This is a genomic window from Dyella sp. 2HG41-7 (genome assembly GCF_021390675.1).
Taxonomy (GTDB): Bacteria; Pseudomonadota; Gammaproteobacteria; order Xanthomonadales; family Rhodanobacteraceae; genus Dyella_B.
Map to the genome: position 1 here is coordinate 2,134,835 of NZ_JAJEJV010000004.1, position 15,729 is coordinate 2,150,563.

Annotated in this window: 16 protein-coding genes and 1 tRNA gene; 12 read left to right on the forward strand and 5 right to left on the reverse strand. The window is 60.1% G+C overall.

Annotation, left to right across the window (positions count from 1 at the left end):
- Positions 1 to 10 precede the first annotated feature (10 nt).
- Positions 11 to 277: a hypothetical protein gene (locus tag L0U79_RS10935; protein ID WP_233842310.1), complete on the forward strand. Its 267-nt coding sequence runs from the start codon at positions 11 to 13 to the stop codon at positions 275 to 277.
- A gap of 15 nt (positions 278 to 292) precedes the next feature.
- Here L0U79_RS10935 and L0U79_RS10940 read toward each other — a convergent pair whose 3' ends face one another.
- Together L0U79_RS10940 and L0U79_RS10945 are read right to left on the reverse strand one after the other, a co-directional pair.
- On the reverse strand, positions 293 to 1,552 hold the full coding sequence (locus L0U79_RS10940; RefSeq protein WP_233842311.1) for an ATP-dependent helicase: 1,260 nt from the start codon (positions 1,550 to 1,552) through the stop codon (positions 293 to 295).
- The gene (locus tag L0U79_RS10945; RefSeq protein WP_233842312.1) at positions 1,549 to 3,339 is read right to left on the reverse strand and encodes an AAA family ATPase; all 1,791 of its coding nucleotides are present in this window, start codon (positions 3,337 to 3,339) and stop codon (positions 1,549 to 1,551) included. The genes L0U79_RS10940 and L0U79_RS10945 overlap by 4 nt, the downstream gene beginning before the upstream one ends.
- 165 nt (positions 3,340 to 3,504) lie before the next feature.
- Between L0U79_RS10945 and L0U79_RS10950 the strand changes: the two genes are divergently transcribed.
- Both L0U79_RS10950 and L0U79_RS10955 read left to right on the forward strand, forming a co-directional pair.
- Positions 3,505 to 4,095 (forward strand): hypothetical protein, encoded by a 591-nt coding sequence (locus L0U79_RS10950; protein ID WP_233842313.1) that lies wholly within the window; start codon positions 3,505 to 3,507, stop codon positions 4,093 to 4,095.
- A gap of 98 nt (positions 4,096 to 4,193) precedes the next feature.
- The gene (locus L0U79_RS10955) at positions 4,194 to 4,718 is read left to right on the forward strand and encodes a hypothetical protein (RefSeq protein WP_233842314.1); all 525 of its coding nucleotides are present in this window, start codon (positions 4,194 to 4,196) and stop codon (positions 4,716 to 4,718) included.
- 42 nt (positions 4,719 to 4,760) lie between these two features.
- On the opposite strand, the gene L0U79_RS10960 is transcribed toward L0U79_RS10955, so the two are convergent.
- The 3 genes from L0U79_RS10960 to rnd all read right to left on the reverse strand — a co-directional run bounded on the left by L0U79_RS10960 (position 4,761) and on the right by rnd (position 6,988).
- Positions 4,761 to 5,441 (reverse strand): hypothetical protein, encoded by a 681-nt coding sequence (locus tag L0U79_RS10960; RefSeq protein ID WP_233842315.1) that lies wholly within the window; start codon positions 5,439 to 5,441, stop codon positions 4,761 to 4,763.
- 216 nt (positions 5,442 to 5,657) lie between these two features.
- Positions 5,658 to 5,733, reverse strand: a tRNA-Ala gene (locus tag L0U79_RS10965).
- A 139-nt stretch (positions 5,734 to 5,872) separates the two neighbouring features.
- On the reverse strand, positions 5,873 to 6,988 hold the full coding sequence (rnd, locus tag L0U79_RS10970; protein WP_233842316.1) for a ribonuclease D: 1,116 nt from the start codon (positions 6,986 to 6,988) through the stop codon (positions 5,873 to 5,875).
- 106 nt (positions 6,989 to 7,094) lie between these two features.
- Between rnd and L0U79_RS10975 the strand changes: the two genes are divergently transcribed.
- The 9 genes from L0U79_RS10975 (at position 7,095) to L0U79_RS11015 (ending at position 15,655) form a co-directional block, all read left to right on the forward strand.
- Complete coding sequence (locus L0U79_RS10975; protein ID WP_233842317.1) at positions 7,095 to 9,044, forward strand: SUMF1/EgtB/PvdO family nonheme iron enzyme; 1,950 nt, start codon at positions 7,095 to 7,097, stop codon at positions 9,042 to 9,044.
- Positions 9,045 to 9,275: 231 nt separating this feature from the next.
- Positions 9,276 to 10,490 (forward strand): tyrosine-type recombinase/integrase, encoded by a 1,215-nt coding sequence (locus tag L0U79_RS10980; RefSeq protein ID WP_233842318.1) that lies wholly within the window; start codon positions 9,276 to 9,278, stop codon positions 10,488 to 10,490.
- 47 nt (positions 10,491 to 10,537) lie between these two features.
- A complete protein-coding gene (locus tag L0U79_RS10985) occupies positions 10,538 to 10,717 on the forward strand; it encodes a hypothetical protein (protein WP_233842319.1) in 180 nt (59 codons plus the stop codon).
- A gap of 563 nt (positions 10,718 to 11,280) precedes the next feature.
- On the forward strand, positions 11,281 to 11,931 hold the full coding sequence (locus L0U79_RS10990) for a hypothetical protein (RefSeq protein ID WP_233842320.1): 651 nt from the start codon (positions 11,281 to 11,283) through the stop codon (positions 11,929 to 11,931).
- A gap of 76 nt (positions 11,932 to 12,007) precedes the next feature.
- The gene (locus tag L0U79_RS10995) at positions 12,008 to 12,268 is read left to right on the forward strand and encodes a hypothetical protein (RefSeq protein WP_233842321.1); all 261 of its coding nucleotides are present in this window, start codon (positions 12,008 to 12,010) and stop codon (positions 12,266 to 12,268) included.
- Positions 12,269 to 12,358: 90 nt separating this feature from the next.
- Complete coding sequence (locus L0U79_RS11000) at positions 12,359 to 13,051, forward strand: hypothetical protein (RefSeq protein ID WP_233842322.1); 693 nt, start codon at positions 12,359 to 12,361, stop codon at positions 13,049 to 13,051.
- Positions 13,052 to 13,138: 87 nt separating this feature from the next.
- Positions 13,139 to 13,369, forward strand: coding sequence for an AlpA family phage regulatory protein (locus tag L0U79_RS11005; RefSeq protein ID WP_233842323.1), 231 nt, complete (start codon positions 13,139 to 13,141; stop codon positions 13,367 to 13,369).
- Positions 13,366 to 13,566: a hypothetical protein gene (locus tag L0U79_RS11010; protein ID WP_233842324.1), complete on the forward strand. Its 201-nt coding sequence runs from the start codon at positions 13,366 to 13,368 to the stop codon at positions 13,564 to 13,566. Before L0U79_RS11005 ends, L0U79_RS11010 begins: the two co-directional genes overlap by 4 nt.
- A 295-nt stretch (positions 13,567 to 13,861) precedes the next feature.
- A complete protein-coding gene (locus L0U79_RS11015; protein ID WP_233842325.1) occupies positions 13,862 to 15,655 on the forward strand; it encodes a DnaB-like helicase N-terminal domain-containing protein in 1,794 nt (597 codons plus the stop codon).
- The last annotated feature ends 74 nt before the right edge of the window (positions 15,656 to 15,729 follow it).

A 15,729-nucleotide genomic window follows, 5' to 3' on the forward strand; every position in this document is an offset into this window, starting at 1 on the left:
GGACGAAGGCATGAAGCCCAATCGATTGTTCAAATGCACCGAAAGCCCGTTCCCCGCAGTCGATGCGGTGTTGAACTATGGCTTTGCGGTGCTCAGCGACACCACGAGCTTCGCGGATCCTTTCGGGAAGCGCGTGATCGAGGCGTTGGCGCCCTACGATGATGTCCAACCCCATGTCGATTACGTCGCGCACCATTACGTGGTGGTGGATCGGGCCCGTTTCCCGACCGAGGAACGCAATGGCCGGCTGGCACAGGCCATCAAGGCGCTCACATAAAAGAGCAAAGTGCCGCTACTTAAACGGGGGTTGGTCCAATTGCTGCTTCAGCTGGACCAGCACGAGGCAGTCCGATTTCGCTCGGGTGATTGCGTTGTAAAGCAGACGACGTTTGTGTTCGTCGTCACCAGCCACGGCCGCGGGCCAAAGCACCACCACATGCTCGAACTCCCTGTTTTTCGCACCATGAATGGACATGGCTCGTAGACCCCGATCAAGCGGGCGCTGGAAGCGGCGGCGGTTGGCGTAAATCATCTGGATGCGCTCAGCCAGCGTTTCTCGGGTGATGGTGGTCGGACCGCGGGTGCGACTTAATCGGTCGAGCCACGATGCCACCTCGCGGACCAAAGCCTGGTCATGAAGGGCGTGCAGGGCCGCGAGCGCTTGGGCCGGGGTAGCTTCTTTGGGCAGAGCAATGCCTTCCATGGCGATTTCGGCGGCCCTGGTTTCGCTCTTCTCCCACGCAATCGCGTAAGGACCCATTCCTCGGCTGTTTGATTTGGTGCTGGACCAAGTGACGACGCCCTCTGCGAAGTGTTTGATGGTTGGCGTGATGATGGCCAGCCCGCCGCCCTTAAGTCCGGCAATGCGCGTGTTCAGATATCCGCCCGCCATGGGGGCGGTTGCTGTGAGGGAAACGGTGAAGCCTTTCCCAGTCGGCAGAGCCCGGCCACCCCGAACTGCAGCTGCGGCATCGAGCAAGGAGGCGACACGGGTGCGCATCGGTTGTTCGAGAGCGATGTGGTCTTTCTGAGCGCTCAACCACTCCCACGCGGGATTGGGCCTCAGCTCTTCATTCAGGCACTGGAATTCATCGGCCGCGATCAGCGCGGTCAGCTCCGTGGCAAGGCATTGAACGATGCTCAGCCGGGAATGAGAGAGATCCTGGGCTTCATCGATCACCAGGATGGGAAAGGAGGCCTTGACCCAGCGCACGACCTCTGGGTGGGCGAGGATCAGAGCGGCAACAGCGCAGATGTCGTCATATTCGGTCTCCAGGGGAATGCGGGCGCCCTGTTGCACGGCCAAGGACTGCCACCGTCGAACGATCCGTGCGGCAAAGCTGTCCAGCGTGGTGCACTCGTAACGCCTTCCAAGCCCTGGCACCGATGCCAGACGATCATCGAGCCTTCGGCGCGCGCCGTGCATGAAGGTCAGGGCGAGCACTTTCTGGCCGTCCTTGGGCGGCTGGGCCTCGATGATGGCGGCCAGCCGTTGCATCAACTGATACGTTTTGCCGCAACCCGCTCCGCCCGAAAAGACGGTGACACTCATGGCTGGAATACCCAGGCCTGGTCGCGTTGGACGAAGCGAGGGGTGGCTGTTCCTGCGCACGCTTTGGCGATGGCCTGGAAGAGTTCCGATGCTCGGGCGCGGCACGCGGCGCTTTCACAGATGGCTTCGGCAACGGCCTCATACAACACGAGATCGCACTTTTTGTTTTTTATTTTCATGTGCGCGATCACGCCAGCAAGGTTGGCCCCATCAAGCTCTGGCACGTCGTTGGTCAAGCCCGCAAGGGACGCCACATCCGCTTCGAGGATCCAGCCGACGGCATCTTCAATCATTTGACCGTCGGGCCAGCGGATCACCACGGCAGGCGGTTGGGCCAAGGCTGCAAGATTGCGAACGTAACGTTGCCCCTCATCATCACCATCCACGAGGCAACACACCCGAGGATGGATCCGCGACAGGTCACATGTCGTTTCCACGACCTTCGCGTCCTCAGTGGGCACCACGCCGACTTCAAGCCCGAACGCATGGGCATGCTCGCCACCCCAGCCTTGATGCAGCATGAGGGGCCTGAGCACGGTCTTGAGAAGCAGGTGATCGGAGCGGCCTTCCGGCACCAAGACCGTGGCATGCATCAATGCATCGATCACCTCGGTGCGATTGTGCTGATAAAACCTGCGCTGCCAGTTAGCTGCATCCGGTCCCAACTTCTTGGCTAGGAACGGTTCCGCCGAAAGCCGCCCTTGGACGTTTCTCAGCATCAGAACCGACGTGGGATCGGCCATGGCGGCAATGGTCGGCGAGTGCGTGGTGATGAAGGTCTGGGATGAGAGGGCCTGCACACGCAGAACCAGTTGCTGCTGGGTTGCCGGCGGCAGGTGCAGTTCCGGTTCTTCCAGTGCCATCGTGAAGCCGTCCCTAGCTTCGGCGCGAAGGCGACCCAGTTCGAGCAAAAGAAAAAGGCCTTGAAGTGAGATGAGCCCGTTGCCTTGCCGTGCGGCAGGGACACTGGCTGCATCTCCCACCGCATAGTGCGGCGAGACCGCATCCAACACCGAGCGACTGTCGGTGCTGGTCACCCGGAGCGTGAGCCGAGGTGACATGGCGATGCATCGCGCGACCTCGTTGTTGACGCTGTTGATCAGAGGAGCGATCTGGGGGTCTTCCTCGATGGCTCTTTCTGGCGTCCGAAGTTGATTGCGTTGGGCGAGGATCGCATCGGCTGGCTGCGCTGCGGCTGCTTGAAGGGTGCGCCGGAACAGTTCGCTACCCCAGGACAGAACTCGGTCCCAGGTGCGGCTGGCCCGCACCAGGAAAAAGCCGAATTGCTGCACGAGTTTTGGCGGAACGCCAATCGGGGAGTCATCATCGAACGGGTCCATGACGCCATCGTGGTCATGGAAGTAGCGAACCACTTCAACCGTCAGCGATGGGCGGTCGAAGTAGGCCTGCACACCGATCTGACAACACAGTTTCCAGTTGGCATCCGTCCGGGCAGGATGGACCGCGCCCTCCGCATCGTCCCACCACTTTGGGACAGCGCGCCCATCTCGGAACCAATCCGGGTGGTCACTGGGGTCATCGCCCTCGAAGCCGGTGATCGTGGCGACGAGTTGGATCCGATCGGCGGGCTGTGGATCGGAACCAAAGAAGTCGTGTTCGGTGAGGTCCCGGATCAATCGATCACGGCCCAAAAGGAGGGTCAGGGCCTCAATGACGGTGGTTTTGCCGGTGTTGTTGGCCCCCACCAGGACCACATGAGGCTTGAATCGAAGGTATCCCTCGCGGATGCCCCGATAGTTCCTGATCGAAAGATCGGCCACTCTCATGATCACCCTGTCCCTGAAAGCCTGTCCCCGCCTCGAACTATATCGAAACCGGGAACGACAAGAGGCACAGAAAGGAGCGACCGCTTGGAGGCTTGATCCTCAAATGCGGCGTGTTGGACGCCAAGTCGTTACGCTCAGGTCGCCACCCACAACAGGAGTTTGTCGATGTTGAACCCTCAGGAAGTGAGCTATGAAGCCGAGCTGGATGCAGCCATCGCGCGAACCAGGCAATGGGGGCTGGAATGCCCCGATATCAAGTTCAACACGCAGCGCTACCTGACGGATGCGTTCATCGGAAAGATCGTGAAGAGCGCCCAGCGCGTCACGGGTCACCTGGAACCAGAAGCCGTCGCGGGCCAGTGCTTCGCCGTGCATCACTTCATCAAAGATGCGCTCGAACAAGATTTGGGAGTGCCGCTGCTCTACACCATCGGCTACGTCACCTATGAAACGGGTCGCGCGGTGTTCCACACCGAGGTCGCTCAACTGAAAGCCATGCTGGATCGAGGCCCGCCGATCTCCGGACCGTTGAGCCTCCATGCCTGGCTGACGTTGCCCAGCCATGAAATCCTCGACCTGACCTTCGGCTCGACCTATGGCGTGGTCCATGGCATCGAGAAGTTGCTGGGCACTGCCACGTTCACGCATCCGAGCGAGTTGAAGCGCGGCATGCGCTATCACCCCCAGCTCGTGGGCACCGACTACTTCCACCGCATCGGTGCGATCACCGTGTTGCCGACGGTGTTGATGGGCTGATGACTGGGCCACCGTGCCAGGACTTCTCTGGCCGGTGGCACCACTCACGAACCCACGGAAGTGACTCAATATCCGCGCCATCCCCAGGGGTCGTTGACGTGAACACACTTCTTCCGCTGCTACTCCAGGCCTGGGCCCGGATCGTCCCCGCCCGCCCCGGCCCGGCGCACGTGACGCCCTGGTGGCTGGATCCTACCGCGCGGCTGCAAGCCATCATCCAGGCCGCCAAAACCCTCGGTTGGCAGGGGCAGCCCAGCGCCGACGAAGATTGGGATTTGCACCTGACGACATCCACTGGGCCCCTGGCGGTGCGATGCGTCGGCGCCGGTGTCGATCTTGGCCCCGAAGGTGCCCGGCGGGACGTGATCCACGATGCCTGGCGATATCTCGACCTGACGGCGTCGCCCCCACGCGGCACGGTGGGGGTGCACCTGGTCAGCGTGGAACCGCACCTGGCCCAAGCCGGGGATGAGGCCAGCGTTCGAGCTCGGATGGCGGCCTGGCGCGCGGCTCACCCGTGGCCAGAGCCGTCCGTGTGGGTGGACGCATCGACACCGATGCCTCGCAACAGCGTCGGCACCGCCTTCCCAGGCTTGGGATTGATCGCGCGGGTGGGGGACTGAGCCAACGAAAATAGCGAAAAAGGCAACTTTCGTTGGACAGGATCAGGAGCGCGAGGTGGGCGGGCGCACGCGATGGCGCGTGGGCGGCGAGGCGAGGGCTTCGGCCTGGCGCCGGGTGGCCCGGAGCACTTCAATCTCGCGCCAAACGGCATTCCAGAATGCTTTGCTGCGTTCCTGGGCTTTCTTGTAGCGAACCGCGGCCAGCTCCGACACAAACTCGGTGCGCACCGGCACCACCGGGATCTGGCGCTGGGGACGCCAACGCCACCCCTCGGGGTTGGCCACCAGGATGTTGCCTTTCGTGATGAGGCCGGCCGTGGATGTCGTGACACCCCCTTTGTCCGCACCGGGGCCTCTCTTGTTCGTGCTCTTGTTCTCGTTCTCGTAGTTAATCCGATTGCTCCGGAAGCCGCCCTTACCTTTGGTCGATTTCGACTCTTTGGGCTGGATGGCCTCCGGGTCCCGAAGCTTGGCCATCGCCTTCACCAAGTCAGACACCCAGATGCGTTTGCCCGCACCGGACAGCTCGCGCGGCTTGATGCCGAGCTTCGGCAGGTTGCGCCGGGCCACTTCATACCTGGAGTCATCGTTTCCCTTCCCCATGCCATGGACCCTGTGAAGGTAGAGCGCTGTTTCCTCGATCGACAGCGAGCCGCCCAGGCGGTCGGGAAAGAGCCGGAGAACACTTTCCAGGATGTCTGCAACAGGAGAAGTTTCGGTCATGGGGACTGGGCCAAATCTGGGCCAAAAAGGGGTTGGACAGCAGGGTAACGCAGTCGGAAATTGTCGGAAACGGTTGGAAACGGTCGGAAGCGCGCGAACCGTGAGGCCATAAAAAAAACCCTCGAAGGTTTGGCCTTCAAGGGTTCTTTTTTGGCGTTACACCACCGAAATTCTTGTTGTTTGATTGGAGCATAAATCCCAATCAAATCAAGAAGTTGGTGGAGCGGATGAGGATCGAACTCACGACCTCCACGATGCGAACGTGGCGCTCTCCCAGCTGAGCTACCGCCCCAATAAATTGTCTCTGGAACACTCTCGACGTGGGCAAGAAATTTACCTTGCGAACGCAGCGCTCTCCCAGCTGAGCTACCGCCCCACGCGAGCTCCAAATGGTAGCAGCGGAGCGGGGATCGAGCCAAGCCCTTGCACGCTTAGCCCGGTAAAAGGCTGCCGAGCCGGTCGTACAGCACATCGCGGCGCCAGCCTTCCAGCGCTTCAGGCCATTGGGCCGTAACGGCGAACTCTTCGAGCACGCGACGTGAACAGAGCAGACCGGCGGGCAGGTCGAGCTCCGCAGCCAGCGTGTCCACGCATAGCTTCATCGCGGAGAGGGCTTGCTTAGCCTTGCCTTGCGGGTAGGGGGCGATGAGGCCGGTTTCGGCGATTTCAGCGTCGGTGACGGCGTCCTCCAACACCTCGAACAATTCGGCGCGTTGCTGAGAGCGGAGCGCGCGTTGGCCTGAGCCGCGGCGGTCCAGTTCCTCCAGATTGCGCGGACGTTGTTCGGCGATGCTGAGGACGAGCGCGTCTTCCAGCAGCCACGGACGCGGTTTGTCCAATTGTCGTGCGGTGGCGTCGCGCCACAACAAAATGCGGCGCAGGAATGCCTGCTGCTCGCGCGGCCATTCGGCGGCGTTGCGAAAGGCGAGTTGCGGTTGCGGATCGCCCTCGCGCGGGCAGCTTTTGCGTTTGAGGCGTTCGCAGTCTTCGGCGTGCCAGGCGGTGCGATCGCGCTGCGCCAGGCGTTCGACGAGTTGCTCATGGATGGTCTTGAGGTAAACGACATCCAGCGTCGCGTAGTCGCGTTGCGATGCCGTGAGCGGGCGTTGCATCCAGTCCGAGCGTGTTTCGCCTTTATCGAGTTCTGCGCCGGCCAGTTCCGCGACGAGCGCGCGATAACTGAGGCCGAAACCCATGCCTGCGAAGGCCGCAGCGATCTGGGTATCGAACAATACGCGCGGCCCTTCCGGCAGCCAGGGCGACAGCGTTTCGAGGTCTTCGCTCGCGCTGTGCATCACGGTGACGACGTTCGCATTGTTCAGCGGTTGCAGTGCCGTTCCGATATCGAAAGCGAGCGGGTCCACCAGCGCGTATTGATCGTTCAAACCCAATTGAAGCAACGCGAGCTGCGGATAAAAGGTATTGCGGCGCATAAACTCGGTGTCGAGACCGAGCACCTGAGGGGTCGACAATTGGTCCAGCCAGCGTTCAAGTTCGCTGCGTTGTTCGATCCAATCTGCCTTGGGGGGCGGCGCAAGCAGGGGCATGTGTATTCCTTGAGACGACCGGATCTGCAATTCGCGATTGCCCCGTCATCGGTGGTGCCATAAGGTAAGCGGTGAACCATAGCAGGCCAGTCACGGATAGCCCACCATGCCGAGCAAGGAAACCGTACAACGCCAGCGCGCATTAGGTGGGGCGCTTGGCGTGCTCGTGCTGGCGTTCGGCCTCACGTATCACTTTTTCCCCCAGGTCTTTCATGTGAGCCCGGAAGAGGTCGCCAACCCTCCGGCTCCCGGCGTGCCGCGCTTGGCGCCCACGACCGCCACGCGTCCCGTCACCGCAGTGCCTTCCGAGCAGGACGAGATCAACGCCGGCCCGCCGTTGACGCTCGCGCCGACTGCAGTGATTGCCGCGCGCCTGACTCGTAAGCCCGCACCGTTGCCCGAGCAATTGACGGCGGACCCGCCGGAAGTGAAAGCCTTGCTCGAGCGCGCGGACAAGGCATACCAGGCGGGGCGCATCGCTGGCGACAAAAACAGTGCGGCGGCGTTGTATCTGGCGGCGCTCAAACTCAAATCGGACAGCCGTGCCGCGGCGCAGGGGCTGGATCAGGTTCGCACGCATCTGATCGCGCAGATCACGCAAGACATCGCCATCGGCGATTCCGAATCGGCAGGCACCTTGCTGGACACCCTCAAGGCGCTACCCAATACCGCGAACGATGTCGCGCCGCTCGAAGCAAGCATGAAGACCTTGCTGCAAGTGCGCCCGATGCTGGCGCAAGCGGCGACGATGTTGCAGCAAGGCAAGGTCGATAAGCCAGCCGATGGCAATGCGCTGGATATGTATCGCTCTGTGCAAAAAGTCGATCCGGAAAATGCTGTGGCCGCGCAAGGTATTTTGCAGGTGCAACGGGTGGTGCTAGACCGCGCGCTTGCGGCCGTGGCGCAGAACGATTTCGTAGGCGCGGAACAGGCGATGACGGAAGCGACGCCTATCCAGCCCGATTCGCCGCAATTGCACGACGTGCGAAACCAGATCGACACGATTCGCCAGCAACGCGCGGCCAATATTCTCGCGCAAGCGCGCTCGGCGCTGGATGCCGGCAACATTCCGCTGGCCAAACAACTGGCGGGGCAGGCGCAGTCGATCAGCGCGCAGCTGACCGGGCTGGAGGAATTCGAAGAGCGTCTGACAAATGCGCGTCTCTATGCGAACTTTAAACCGGGACAGGTGTTCAGCGATCGCTTTGTGGATATGAACGGTCAATCGCCCACCATGCTGGTGGTTCCGACCGGTACGTACATGATGGGCGCGCCGGACAACGAAGCGGGGCGCGCCGATACGCAGACGCCGCAGCACGAGGTCACCATCAGCAAAGGCTACGCATTGTCGCAATCGGATATCACGGTGGCGCAGTTTCGCGAGTTTGTGCGCGCGAGCGGCTACAAACCCGATTCGACGACGCAAGGCGGCGCTAGCGTTTACGACGAACGCACCGGTGTGATGCGCGATGTGTCGGATGCGAATTGGCAAGACGATTACGCCGGTCACGCCGCGACGGACAACTTGCCGGTGGTCAATATTTCCTGGAACGACGCCAATGCCTACGTGCAATGGTTGAGTCAGCGCACCGGCAAGAAATTCCGGCTGCCCAGCGAATCGGAATTCGAATACGCGCTGCGCGCCGGCAGCACGACGCGTTACTGGTGGGGCAACAGTACGCCCAAGGGCAAAGTGGAAAACCTCACCGGTTCACTCGATCGCTCGCCGAGCGGGCGTCGCTGGAGCCACGCGTTCCAAAACTACGGCGACGGTTTTTGGGGGCCCGCGCCGATCATGAGTTTCTCGCCCAACGCGTTCGGTCTCTACGACATGGACGGCAACGTGTCGGAATGGATGGCCGATTGCTGGCACGATAACTACGTGCGCGCGCCGGTGGACGGTTCGGCGTGGATCAACCCGGGCTGTTCGATCCGCGTCGTGCGCGGCGGCTCGTGGGGCAGTTCGCCGGAGCAGGCCAATTCGGCGTATCGCCAGGGAGCGGACGCGAGCATTCGCAGCGGTCGCGTGGGCTTTCGCATACTGCGCGAGCTGTGAAGACACAAACGAAAAGAGCCGCCTTGCGGCAGCTCTTTTGCTTTTATCTGGTGCCCAGAAGAGGACTCACACTGGCTGTCCAAGGGAATCCGATGAAGTCCAGTGCGCTCCGAAAAACGCGGGCTTTTCTAGGCATTTATCGCGTTTTGTTGTCCAGTGGCGTCCGAGGTGTATTCATTGCATCCGGCTTTAAGTGTGGGTAGATTGTGGGTAGATCACAGGTGGATTCCCATGCTCACGCTGCCGCAAATCAAGAACGCCAAGCCGCGTCCCAAGACGTACAAAATGGCCGACGGTTTCGGCCTAACATTGCTGGTCCAGTCGGATGGCGCAAAGCTTTGGCGCTTTCGATACCGCTTTGCCGGCAAGGAGCAAATGCTCAGCTTCGGTCAGTGGCCACAGGTATCGCTTGCTGAGGCTCGTCAGTCGCGTGACGATGCGCGTACGCAACTACGTGGTGGTTTGAACCCCGGCGCCGTACGAAAACAAACGAAGGCACAGGCGAAGGTCGCCGCGGCCAATTCGTTTCGCGCGGTCGCCGAGGAGTGGATCGAACTCAATCGGGGCAAGTGGCGTGCAACGCATGTCGTACGTGTGCAATCACAACTCGACCGCGACATTCTCCCGTCGCTTGGCGATCGACCGATTAGCAACATCTCGCCTGCCGAAGTGCTGGCGGTCGCAAAGCGCGTGGAGGGCAGGGACGCGCTCGATCAGGCGAAACGTTGTCTGCAGCGGGTAGCGTCCATCTTTGCGCTTGGCGTGCGCACGTTGCGGTGCGAGACGAATCCGGCACGAGAACTTGTCGGCGTGATTAGGACACGCAAAGTGCAGCATCGCGCAGCACTCACCTTTGATCAGTTGCCAGATTACCTTGGGCGTTTGGAGAATGTTGGCGCCGGTGCCGAAACGAAAGGTGCCCTCGAATTCCTTCTCCTCACCGCGACACGCTCTGGCGAGACTCGCGGCATGCGGTGGTCAGAGGTCGACATGGACAAAGGGCTGTGGCGTATTCCAGGTGAACGGACGAAGACCGGTATGGAGCACCTCGTACCGTTGAGCAAGCAAGCCAAGGCCATCTTGGAACGCATGCAGCCGCTCACCGGCAACGGTGACTTGGTTTTCCCAAGTCCGGTGAAGAAGAACGAGCCGCTGCACGCTAACGCGCTGTTGGCCGCGCTACGGCGCATGGGATACGAGACTGGTGACATCACTGCACACGGCTTCCGCGCCACGTTCAGCACGACCCTAAACGAACTGGGGCATAACCCGGACGTGATCGAGCGCGCGCTGGCGCATGTGCCAAAAGACAAGATCCGCGCGGCCTATCACCGCTCCCAGTATCTCGAAGAACGGCGGGTGCTGCTGCAGGCCTGGGCGGACATGATCGATGCGAAGCGGAAGGGCGCGAACGTGGTGCCGATGCGCAAAAAGGCAGTTGGGTAACTGATTAGTGCACAATGCCAGTACCTAACTGCAGACAAGGTGTCGAGATGAATGATTTGGCGAAGGTTCGGAGCGATATTGTCGCTCGACTGCTCGCGACAAAGTTCGAAAAGGTCGCACTTACAGCACATGCAGATGGCGTGTCCGAGAACATAAAAAAGCAGATCAAGGGCGCCTTGAATATTGCTGATGAGATCATCCGGCAAGCAGGGGAAAAAGACTTCTGAACTGAATTTGCCAACTGCAACCCCGCGCCAGCGGGGTTTTTAGTGTCTGGGAATAAAAGAAAAGGACGGTATTAAACCGTCCCTTTCTTGCGCCATACGCCGCTTCTGGCGCGCACCTACTTTACGACCCCGGGTGCAAAGGCCTGGCTGGTCCGAGGTCTAGTGCGACGCACCCTCGGCTCGTTTGTGTCCCGACGTATCGGTGCAGGCAGCGGGGGCCGTGCAAAAACTTGAGCAAAGCGCGGCCCTCCTTTCCAGTTTTTGAGCTGGCAACGAAGCCTAAGCGTTTCTTTTTGCGCGAACCAGAATTGACAGGTTGCGCATCGCGGAGCATTCTAGATTTGTCCCTGCCAATTCGGGGACCAGGTTTGGCGACCTGAACTGACTAAGGCGCAACGGCGCCGATGGCGCTTTTTTTTGTGCCCGGCGCGTGTGCTTGCTCACTTTGCGGTGGGCGTGCAGGGCAGCCTTCGGGCTGGCCGGTAACCTTAGTCGCCGGTTCGCCAACCCTGCACGTCCATCACCTCTTCGGAGGTGGCTCATTCGCGCAGAGGGAGGCACCAATGAAAGACCAAGACACTTTGACGCCCGACCAGTTGGAGATGGAGCGTCTGACCCGCCAAATGAAAGCGCTCATTCGAGCAAAGTGGCCGGAGCGATACAACACGAAACGGGCTGATTTGAAGATCGTCCCTTCGGTTCCTGTAACGAGTCCCGCAAACGCAAAAATGTCTCGCGAGGAAATTCGCGGTCAGTTGCTCGCACACATTCGAAAGACGTGGCCGGAAGAGTTCGCGCTGGGCCAGCCGGAACTGAAAGTTATGGTGCCAACGATTGAGCACGAAACTCCCAGTCCACGCATCGATAGGGAGATGGTCGACCGACTCAAAGCGATGATTCGATCTACTTGGCCCGACGAGTTTGGCCGTGGTTCTCAAGTCATCCCGTTTCCGCGCAAAAAGAAACCGGGCGCCAAATCGCGCAAGGGTCCTTGTGCGGAAGTCATTCGGTTTCGCTGTGGCAGAGCGGACTATTCAGACCGCCAACGCAAAATCTTCGACATCTTCGTCAAAGACGGAAAGAGTGCTCGCTTCTCGGCCGCGATGATTGAATTTATGCGACGTCCATGCTCAAGGCCGGGGGACGATTTGTTCGTCAGAGGCGGGATTGCGATCGCGGACTATATGGATCAGCTCGCAAGGGACGGTATTTGATCTTCATCGGGGAAATCATTCCCTTTCCATCGCAGGTGAAGTTCTGCGCGTTAAATATCAACACACGAGGTGAGGTATGAATATGAAGCCAGACGACGTGGCCGTTACTCCGACCGCTTACCGTTTTGAAGACTACTTGGCATATGAGAGTTCCGCGGATGTCGTGGACCGCAAGTTATACCAAGCGGCTGCACTGTCAGCGATGCTTTACGGTGGTGGACTTCAGCCGTTCCTTGAAAATCGTGAGACGATCCAGGACGGTGTGCTGTGGCTTTTGCACGACACGATCTGTGGTGCTATTGCTGCGCGTAGCTCGACGTCACAAGCTACGGAATAACTGTTTATTCCGCGCCTAGGCTGATCCCCAAAAACCACGCACCTTCAGTGGCTGGCGCGGCTCCTATTTGAAGGGCGCAGAGGTGTGCGCATGATCGATACGCATGAAAAACCGCGCAAAGAGCGAACTCCGGAAGAGTATGCGGGGCAGGTGCTCGATTCCGCCGCTAACTCGCTCATGGCGCTCGGCTTTGTAAAGGATGAAGCTGATTTCATTGATCGAATGTTTAATTTTGCAGCCAACGCCCACGCAAAACATGGACTCGGCGGAGACGATTGGTATTTAGGCTTTACGGATGGTGGCCATAAGAGAATTTACAGTGCTTTGGAAAACAAAGGGCTCGTGCCTAAGAATGCGAGGCCCATTCTTAGCAATCGCGGATTTTGGGGGCTCGTTGCGTGTGGTTATTGCGTCCAAGCCATTGCCGCGTATCGAGCGGGCGATGTCACTGAAGCGTGGACATATGTCGTAGATGCTCGATTTGCCGCGGATTCGCTTCTGAGCCAATTAACAGACATCGAAATGGTCAAGCTCGATAGGATCAACAGGGCGAAAAAGGCGGTAGGCGTAAAACTTGCAAATGATCCGACGCAGGCGGCCAAGACCGACGCCCACAAGCTTTGGCGGGATTGGCGATCTGGAGCGGCGATATTCAAATCCGCTGCTGCTTTCGATCGGCACATAGTCGAAAAATTTCCAGCGGTCACGGCGACGAAAACTGTCGAGCGTTGGCGCAAAGAGTGGTCGGATCAAGAGGCGGAAAATAGGGACTCAGCGAGCTAAGTCCCCTACGTGCTTGCTCGTGAGGTGTAAGCGTTAGTTGGACGCCACAGACTGATTTCATCCCGCAACGGATGGAGTTAGTCAAAAATGAACACCACTGCATTACCGGCAACTGGTTATCTGCGCCTACCGCAGATCATCGGTAAGCCAGCCACCGATACTTCTCCGGCCATCCCGGCAATTTTCCCCGTCTGCAAGTCGACTTGGTTTGCCGGCATCAAAGCTGGGCGCTATCCGAAACCCGTGAAACTGGGTGAGCGTGTTTCCGCCTGGCGCGTAGAGGATATCCAGGCACTCATTCAGCGGGCATCGGCATGAGTGGCACCAACCGCCCGCTGGACGAAGTCGACGCGCAGCTGCTGGCGGCCTGCCACAGCATGGGAGTGCTTGCCGAGCATATAGCCTCACACGGACTGCAGCCTCAGCTGTTGACCAATTTGGAACGTGTCGCCGACGGCTTCCGCAGGCTGGTCGTTGAACGCCGCGCCGCGCTGATGGGCAGGGAAGCCGCCTGATGGCCACCGATCACCTGCCCGCAAACTGGCGTTCGCGTCTGCCGGCCCCATCGACGTATTACGCACACCATGTTTGCGACCTCGGAGCGCCAAATGCCACGGGATGGGCTCAGGCTACATGCCCGTTCCATGCCGACCAAAACCACAGCCTGTCGGTGCAGCTGCTCGGTGAGCGTGGACATTGGCGCTGCAATGGGTCTTGCGGCGGCGGTGACATGGTGGGTTTCCACATGCGCCTTCGCGGGATCGAATTCAAATCCGCTATTCGCGACCTCGTTGGGTTGAGGGCCGCGGCATGAGCGCAGCGCGCAACGACATCGCTCAAAGCACGCGACCACGTCGCCGCATGCTCACCGTGGCGACCACCACGCCGTGCCCTGATGCGTTGCGCGAATTGCCTTGCTCCATCGACGCCGAACAGGCAGTCCTCGGCGCGCTGATGATCCAGCCATCTGCGCTGGCCAAGATCAAGGACTGGCTTCAAGAGTCCGATTTCTTCCGTCGCGACCATCAGGCGATCTATCGTGCGATGTCAGTGCTGATCGATCGCGGTGATGCAGTTGATGCCATCACGCTCGGCGATTGGTTTGAGACGAATGGTCTCACTGAACTGACGGGTGGCCGCGGTTATTTGATTGAGCTCGATCAGGCTACGGCGAGCGCGGCGAACATTGTCGGCTACGCGGAAATCGTAGCCGAGAAATCCAGACTTCGATCCGCCGTAGATATCGGCGAACGTCTCGCCGCAGCGGCCCTGCAAGGGACGGAAGACCCGCAAGCATTACTCATCCAAGCTCGCGCAGACGTCGATGCGCTGAGCGCACGGCATACGAAGCTCAACCCCATCGCCGCAGCGCTGTCGTCGGCTCTGGCGCCTTTCTCAGCGCAGGAGTTCAGCGACGCGGCGACCCCTCATCCTCATGCATTCCAGGCTGCCGATGTAGGCCTCTTCCCAGTTGGTGAGGTGACATTGATTGCCGCCCAGGGCAGGGAAGGCAAGACCTTCTGCGAAATCGGTTTCGCCGCAGCGTTCGCACGCAACAAGCCCCTCGTGGGACTGACGCCGGCAGCAGAGCGAAGCGTGATCATCTACAGCGCCGAGGACGATCGTCGCCAATATGCCCGCAAGGTCGCGGCACAGCGCTGGCTCAACGGCGAAGGCGAATGGACCAATCGCATCATCGTTCCCGACCTCAACGCGCCTGGTGTCATGGAGTGGCGCGAATTGGTTCGAGTGACAGACCGACGCCCAGAGATCAGTCCCGCGGTCGACGCCATCATCGCGTCTATTCAGCCGCTGATGAGCCAACCCGGCGCACCAGGGCTATTGATCTTCGAGACGGCTAGCACGCTCACGCAGGCGGACGAGGACAACGCTGGACACAAAACGCTTATCGCTGCGCTCCGGAAGATTGCGCGAACTTTAGAGATCGCCGTAGTGCTGGTGCACCACACCAGCCAGGCCGCGACCGCAAATCTTCCCACCCTCAACCTCGCGACCATCGACATACGCGGCGCGACGGCACTGACCGCCAATAGCCGCCAATGCCTTCAACTGGTGAATCTCGGCAGTGACGAGGATCCGCATCCCGGCAACGATGCGCGCACTCAGTTACGCGAATTGGTTGCTCCTTCGGACGGAGCTCGAATTTCAGTCCTGATCTGCCTGGATAGCTCCAAGGCGATCGACCCGCCTCCGGTGTTTTTCAAATGGCATGTCACGCCGTATGGTCCGGCTTTGAAAGAGTTCACGCCGCCGGCATCGGTCGAGGGTAAACGCTGGCGCAAGGTGCGCGAGATGCTCAGTGGCAAGCGCGCAGACGCACGCGCAGACGCAAAAGATGCCGAGACCGCGGCGAAGGTCGATCAAGCTGTGGAGGCGGTTAGGAAGCTCCAGCGCGAAAACAAACCGGCTAGTGCTAGGGCAGTGTCACTCGCCGCCGGAAAAGCCACCGGTTGGGCGGTCCCCTATCTATTCCGAGCCGTGGACGAAGGTCGGCTGGCAACGAAGATGGCGAAGATCCCCCGCACCTCAGGCGAGACGCCTGTGTATTTCATTCCTTCTGACTCGTGGGAGGGTGACAAGTGAAATCCACGAGTGCTCGTTTAAACCGCGCCACTGTGCCATTTCGACTCGTGGGTGACTCGTGGATACGCAATCCA

Bases quoted from the DNA above. Each gene is read 5' to 3' on its own strand.
- L0U79_RS10985 (WP_233842319.1), top strand. From the start codon at position 10,538: ATGAATGATTTGGCGAAGGTTCGGAGCGATATTGTCGCTCGACTGCTC.
- L0U79_RS10960 (WP_233842315.1), bottom strand. From the start codon at position 5,441: ATGACCGAAACTTCTCCTGTTGCAGACATCCTGGAAAGTGTTCTCCGG.
- L0U79_RS10950 (WP_233842313.1), top strand. From the start codon at position 3,505: ATGTTGAACCCTCAGGAAGTGAGCTATGAAGCCGAGCTGGATGCAGCC.
- L0U79_RS11010 (WP_233842324.1), top strand. From the start codon at position 13,366: ATGAGTGGCACCAACCGCCCGCTGGACGAAGTCGACGCGCAGCTGCTG.
- L0U79_RS10990 (WP_233842320.1), top strand. From the start codon at position 11,281: ATGAAAGACCAAGACACTTTGACGCCCGACCAGTTGGAGATGGAGCGT.
- L0U79_RS10975 (WP_233842317.1), top strand. From the start codon at position 7,095: ATGCCGAGCAAGGAAACCGTACAACGCCAGCGCGCATTAGGTGGGGCG.
- L0U79_RS10945 (WP_233842312.1), bottom strand. From the start codon at position 3,339: ATGAGAGTGGCCGATCTTTCGATCAGGAACTATCGGGGCATCCGCGAG.
- L0U79_RS11005 (WP_233842323.1), top strand. From the start codon at position 13,139: ATGAACACCACTGCATTACCGGCAACTGGTTATCTGCGCCTACCGCAG.
- L0U79_RS10935 (WP_233842310.1), top strand. From the start codon at position 11: ATGAAGCCCAATCGATTGTTCAAATGCACCGAAAGCCCGTTCCCCGCA.
- L0U79_RS10995 (WP_233842321.1), top strand. From the start codon at position 12,008: ATGAATATGAAGCCAGACGACGTGGCCGTTACTCCGACCGCTTACCGT.
- L0U79_RS11015 (WP_233842325.1), top strand. From the start codon at position 13,862: ATGAGCGCAGCGCGCAACGACATCGCTCAAAGCACGCGACCACGTCGC.
- L0U79_RS10980 (WP_233842318.1), top strand. From the start codon at position 9,276: ATGCTCACGCTGCCGCAAATCAAGAACGCCAAGCCGCGTCCCAAGACG.
- L0U79_RS11000 (WP_233842322.1), top strand. From the start codon at position 12,359: ATGATCGATACGCATGAAAAACCGCGCAAAGAGCGAACTCCGGAAGAG.
- rnd (WP_233842316.1), bottom strand. From the start codon at position 6,988: ATGCCCCTGCTTGCGCCGCCCCCCAAGGCAGATTGGATCGAACAACGC.
- L0U79_RS10940 (WP_233842311.1), bottom strand. From the start codon at position 1,552: ATGAGTGTCACCGTCTTTTCGGGCGGAGCGGGTTGCGGCAAAACGTAT.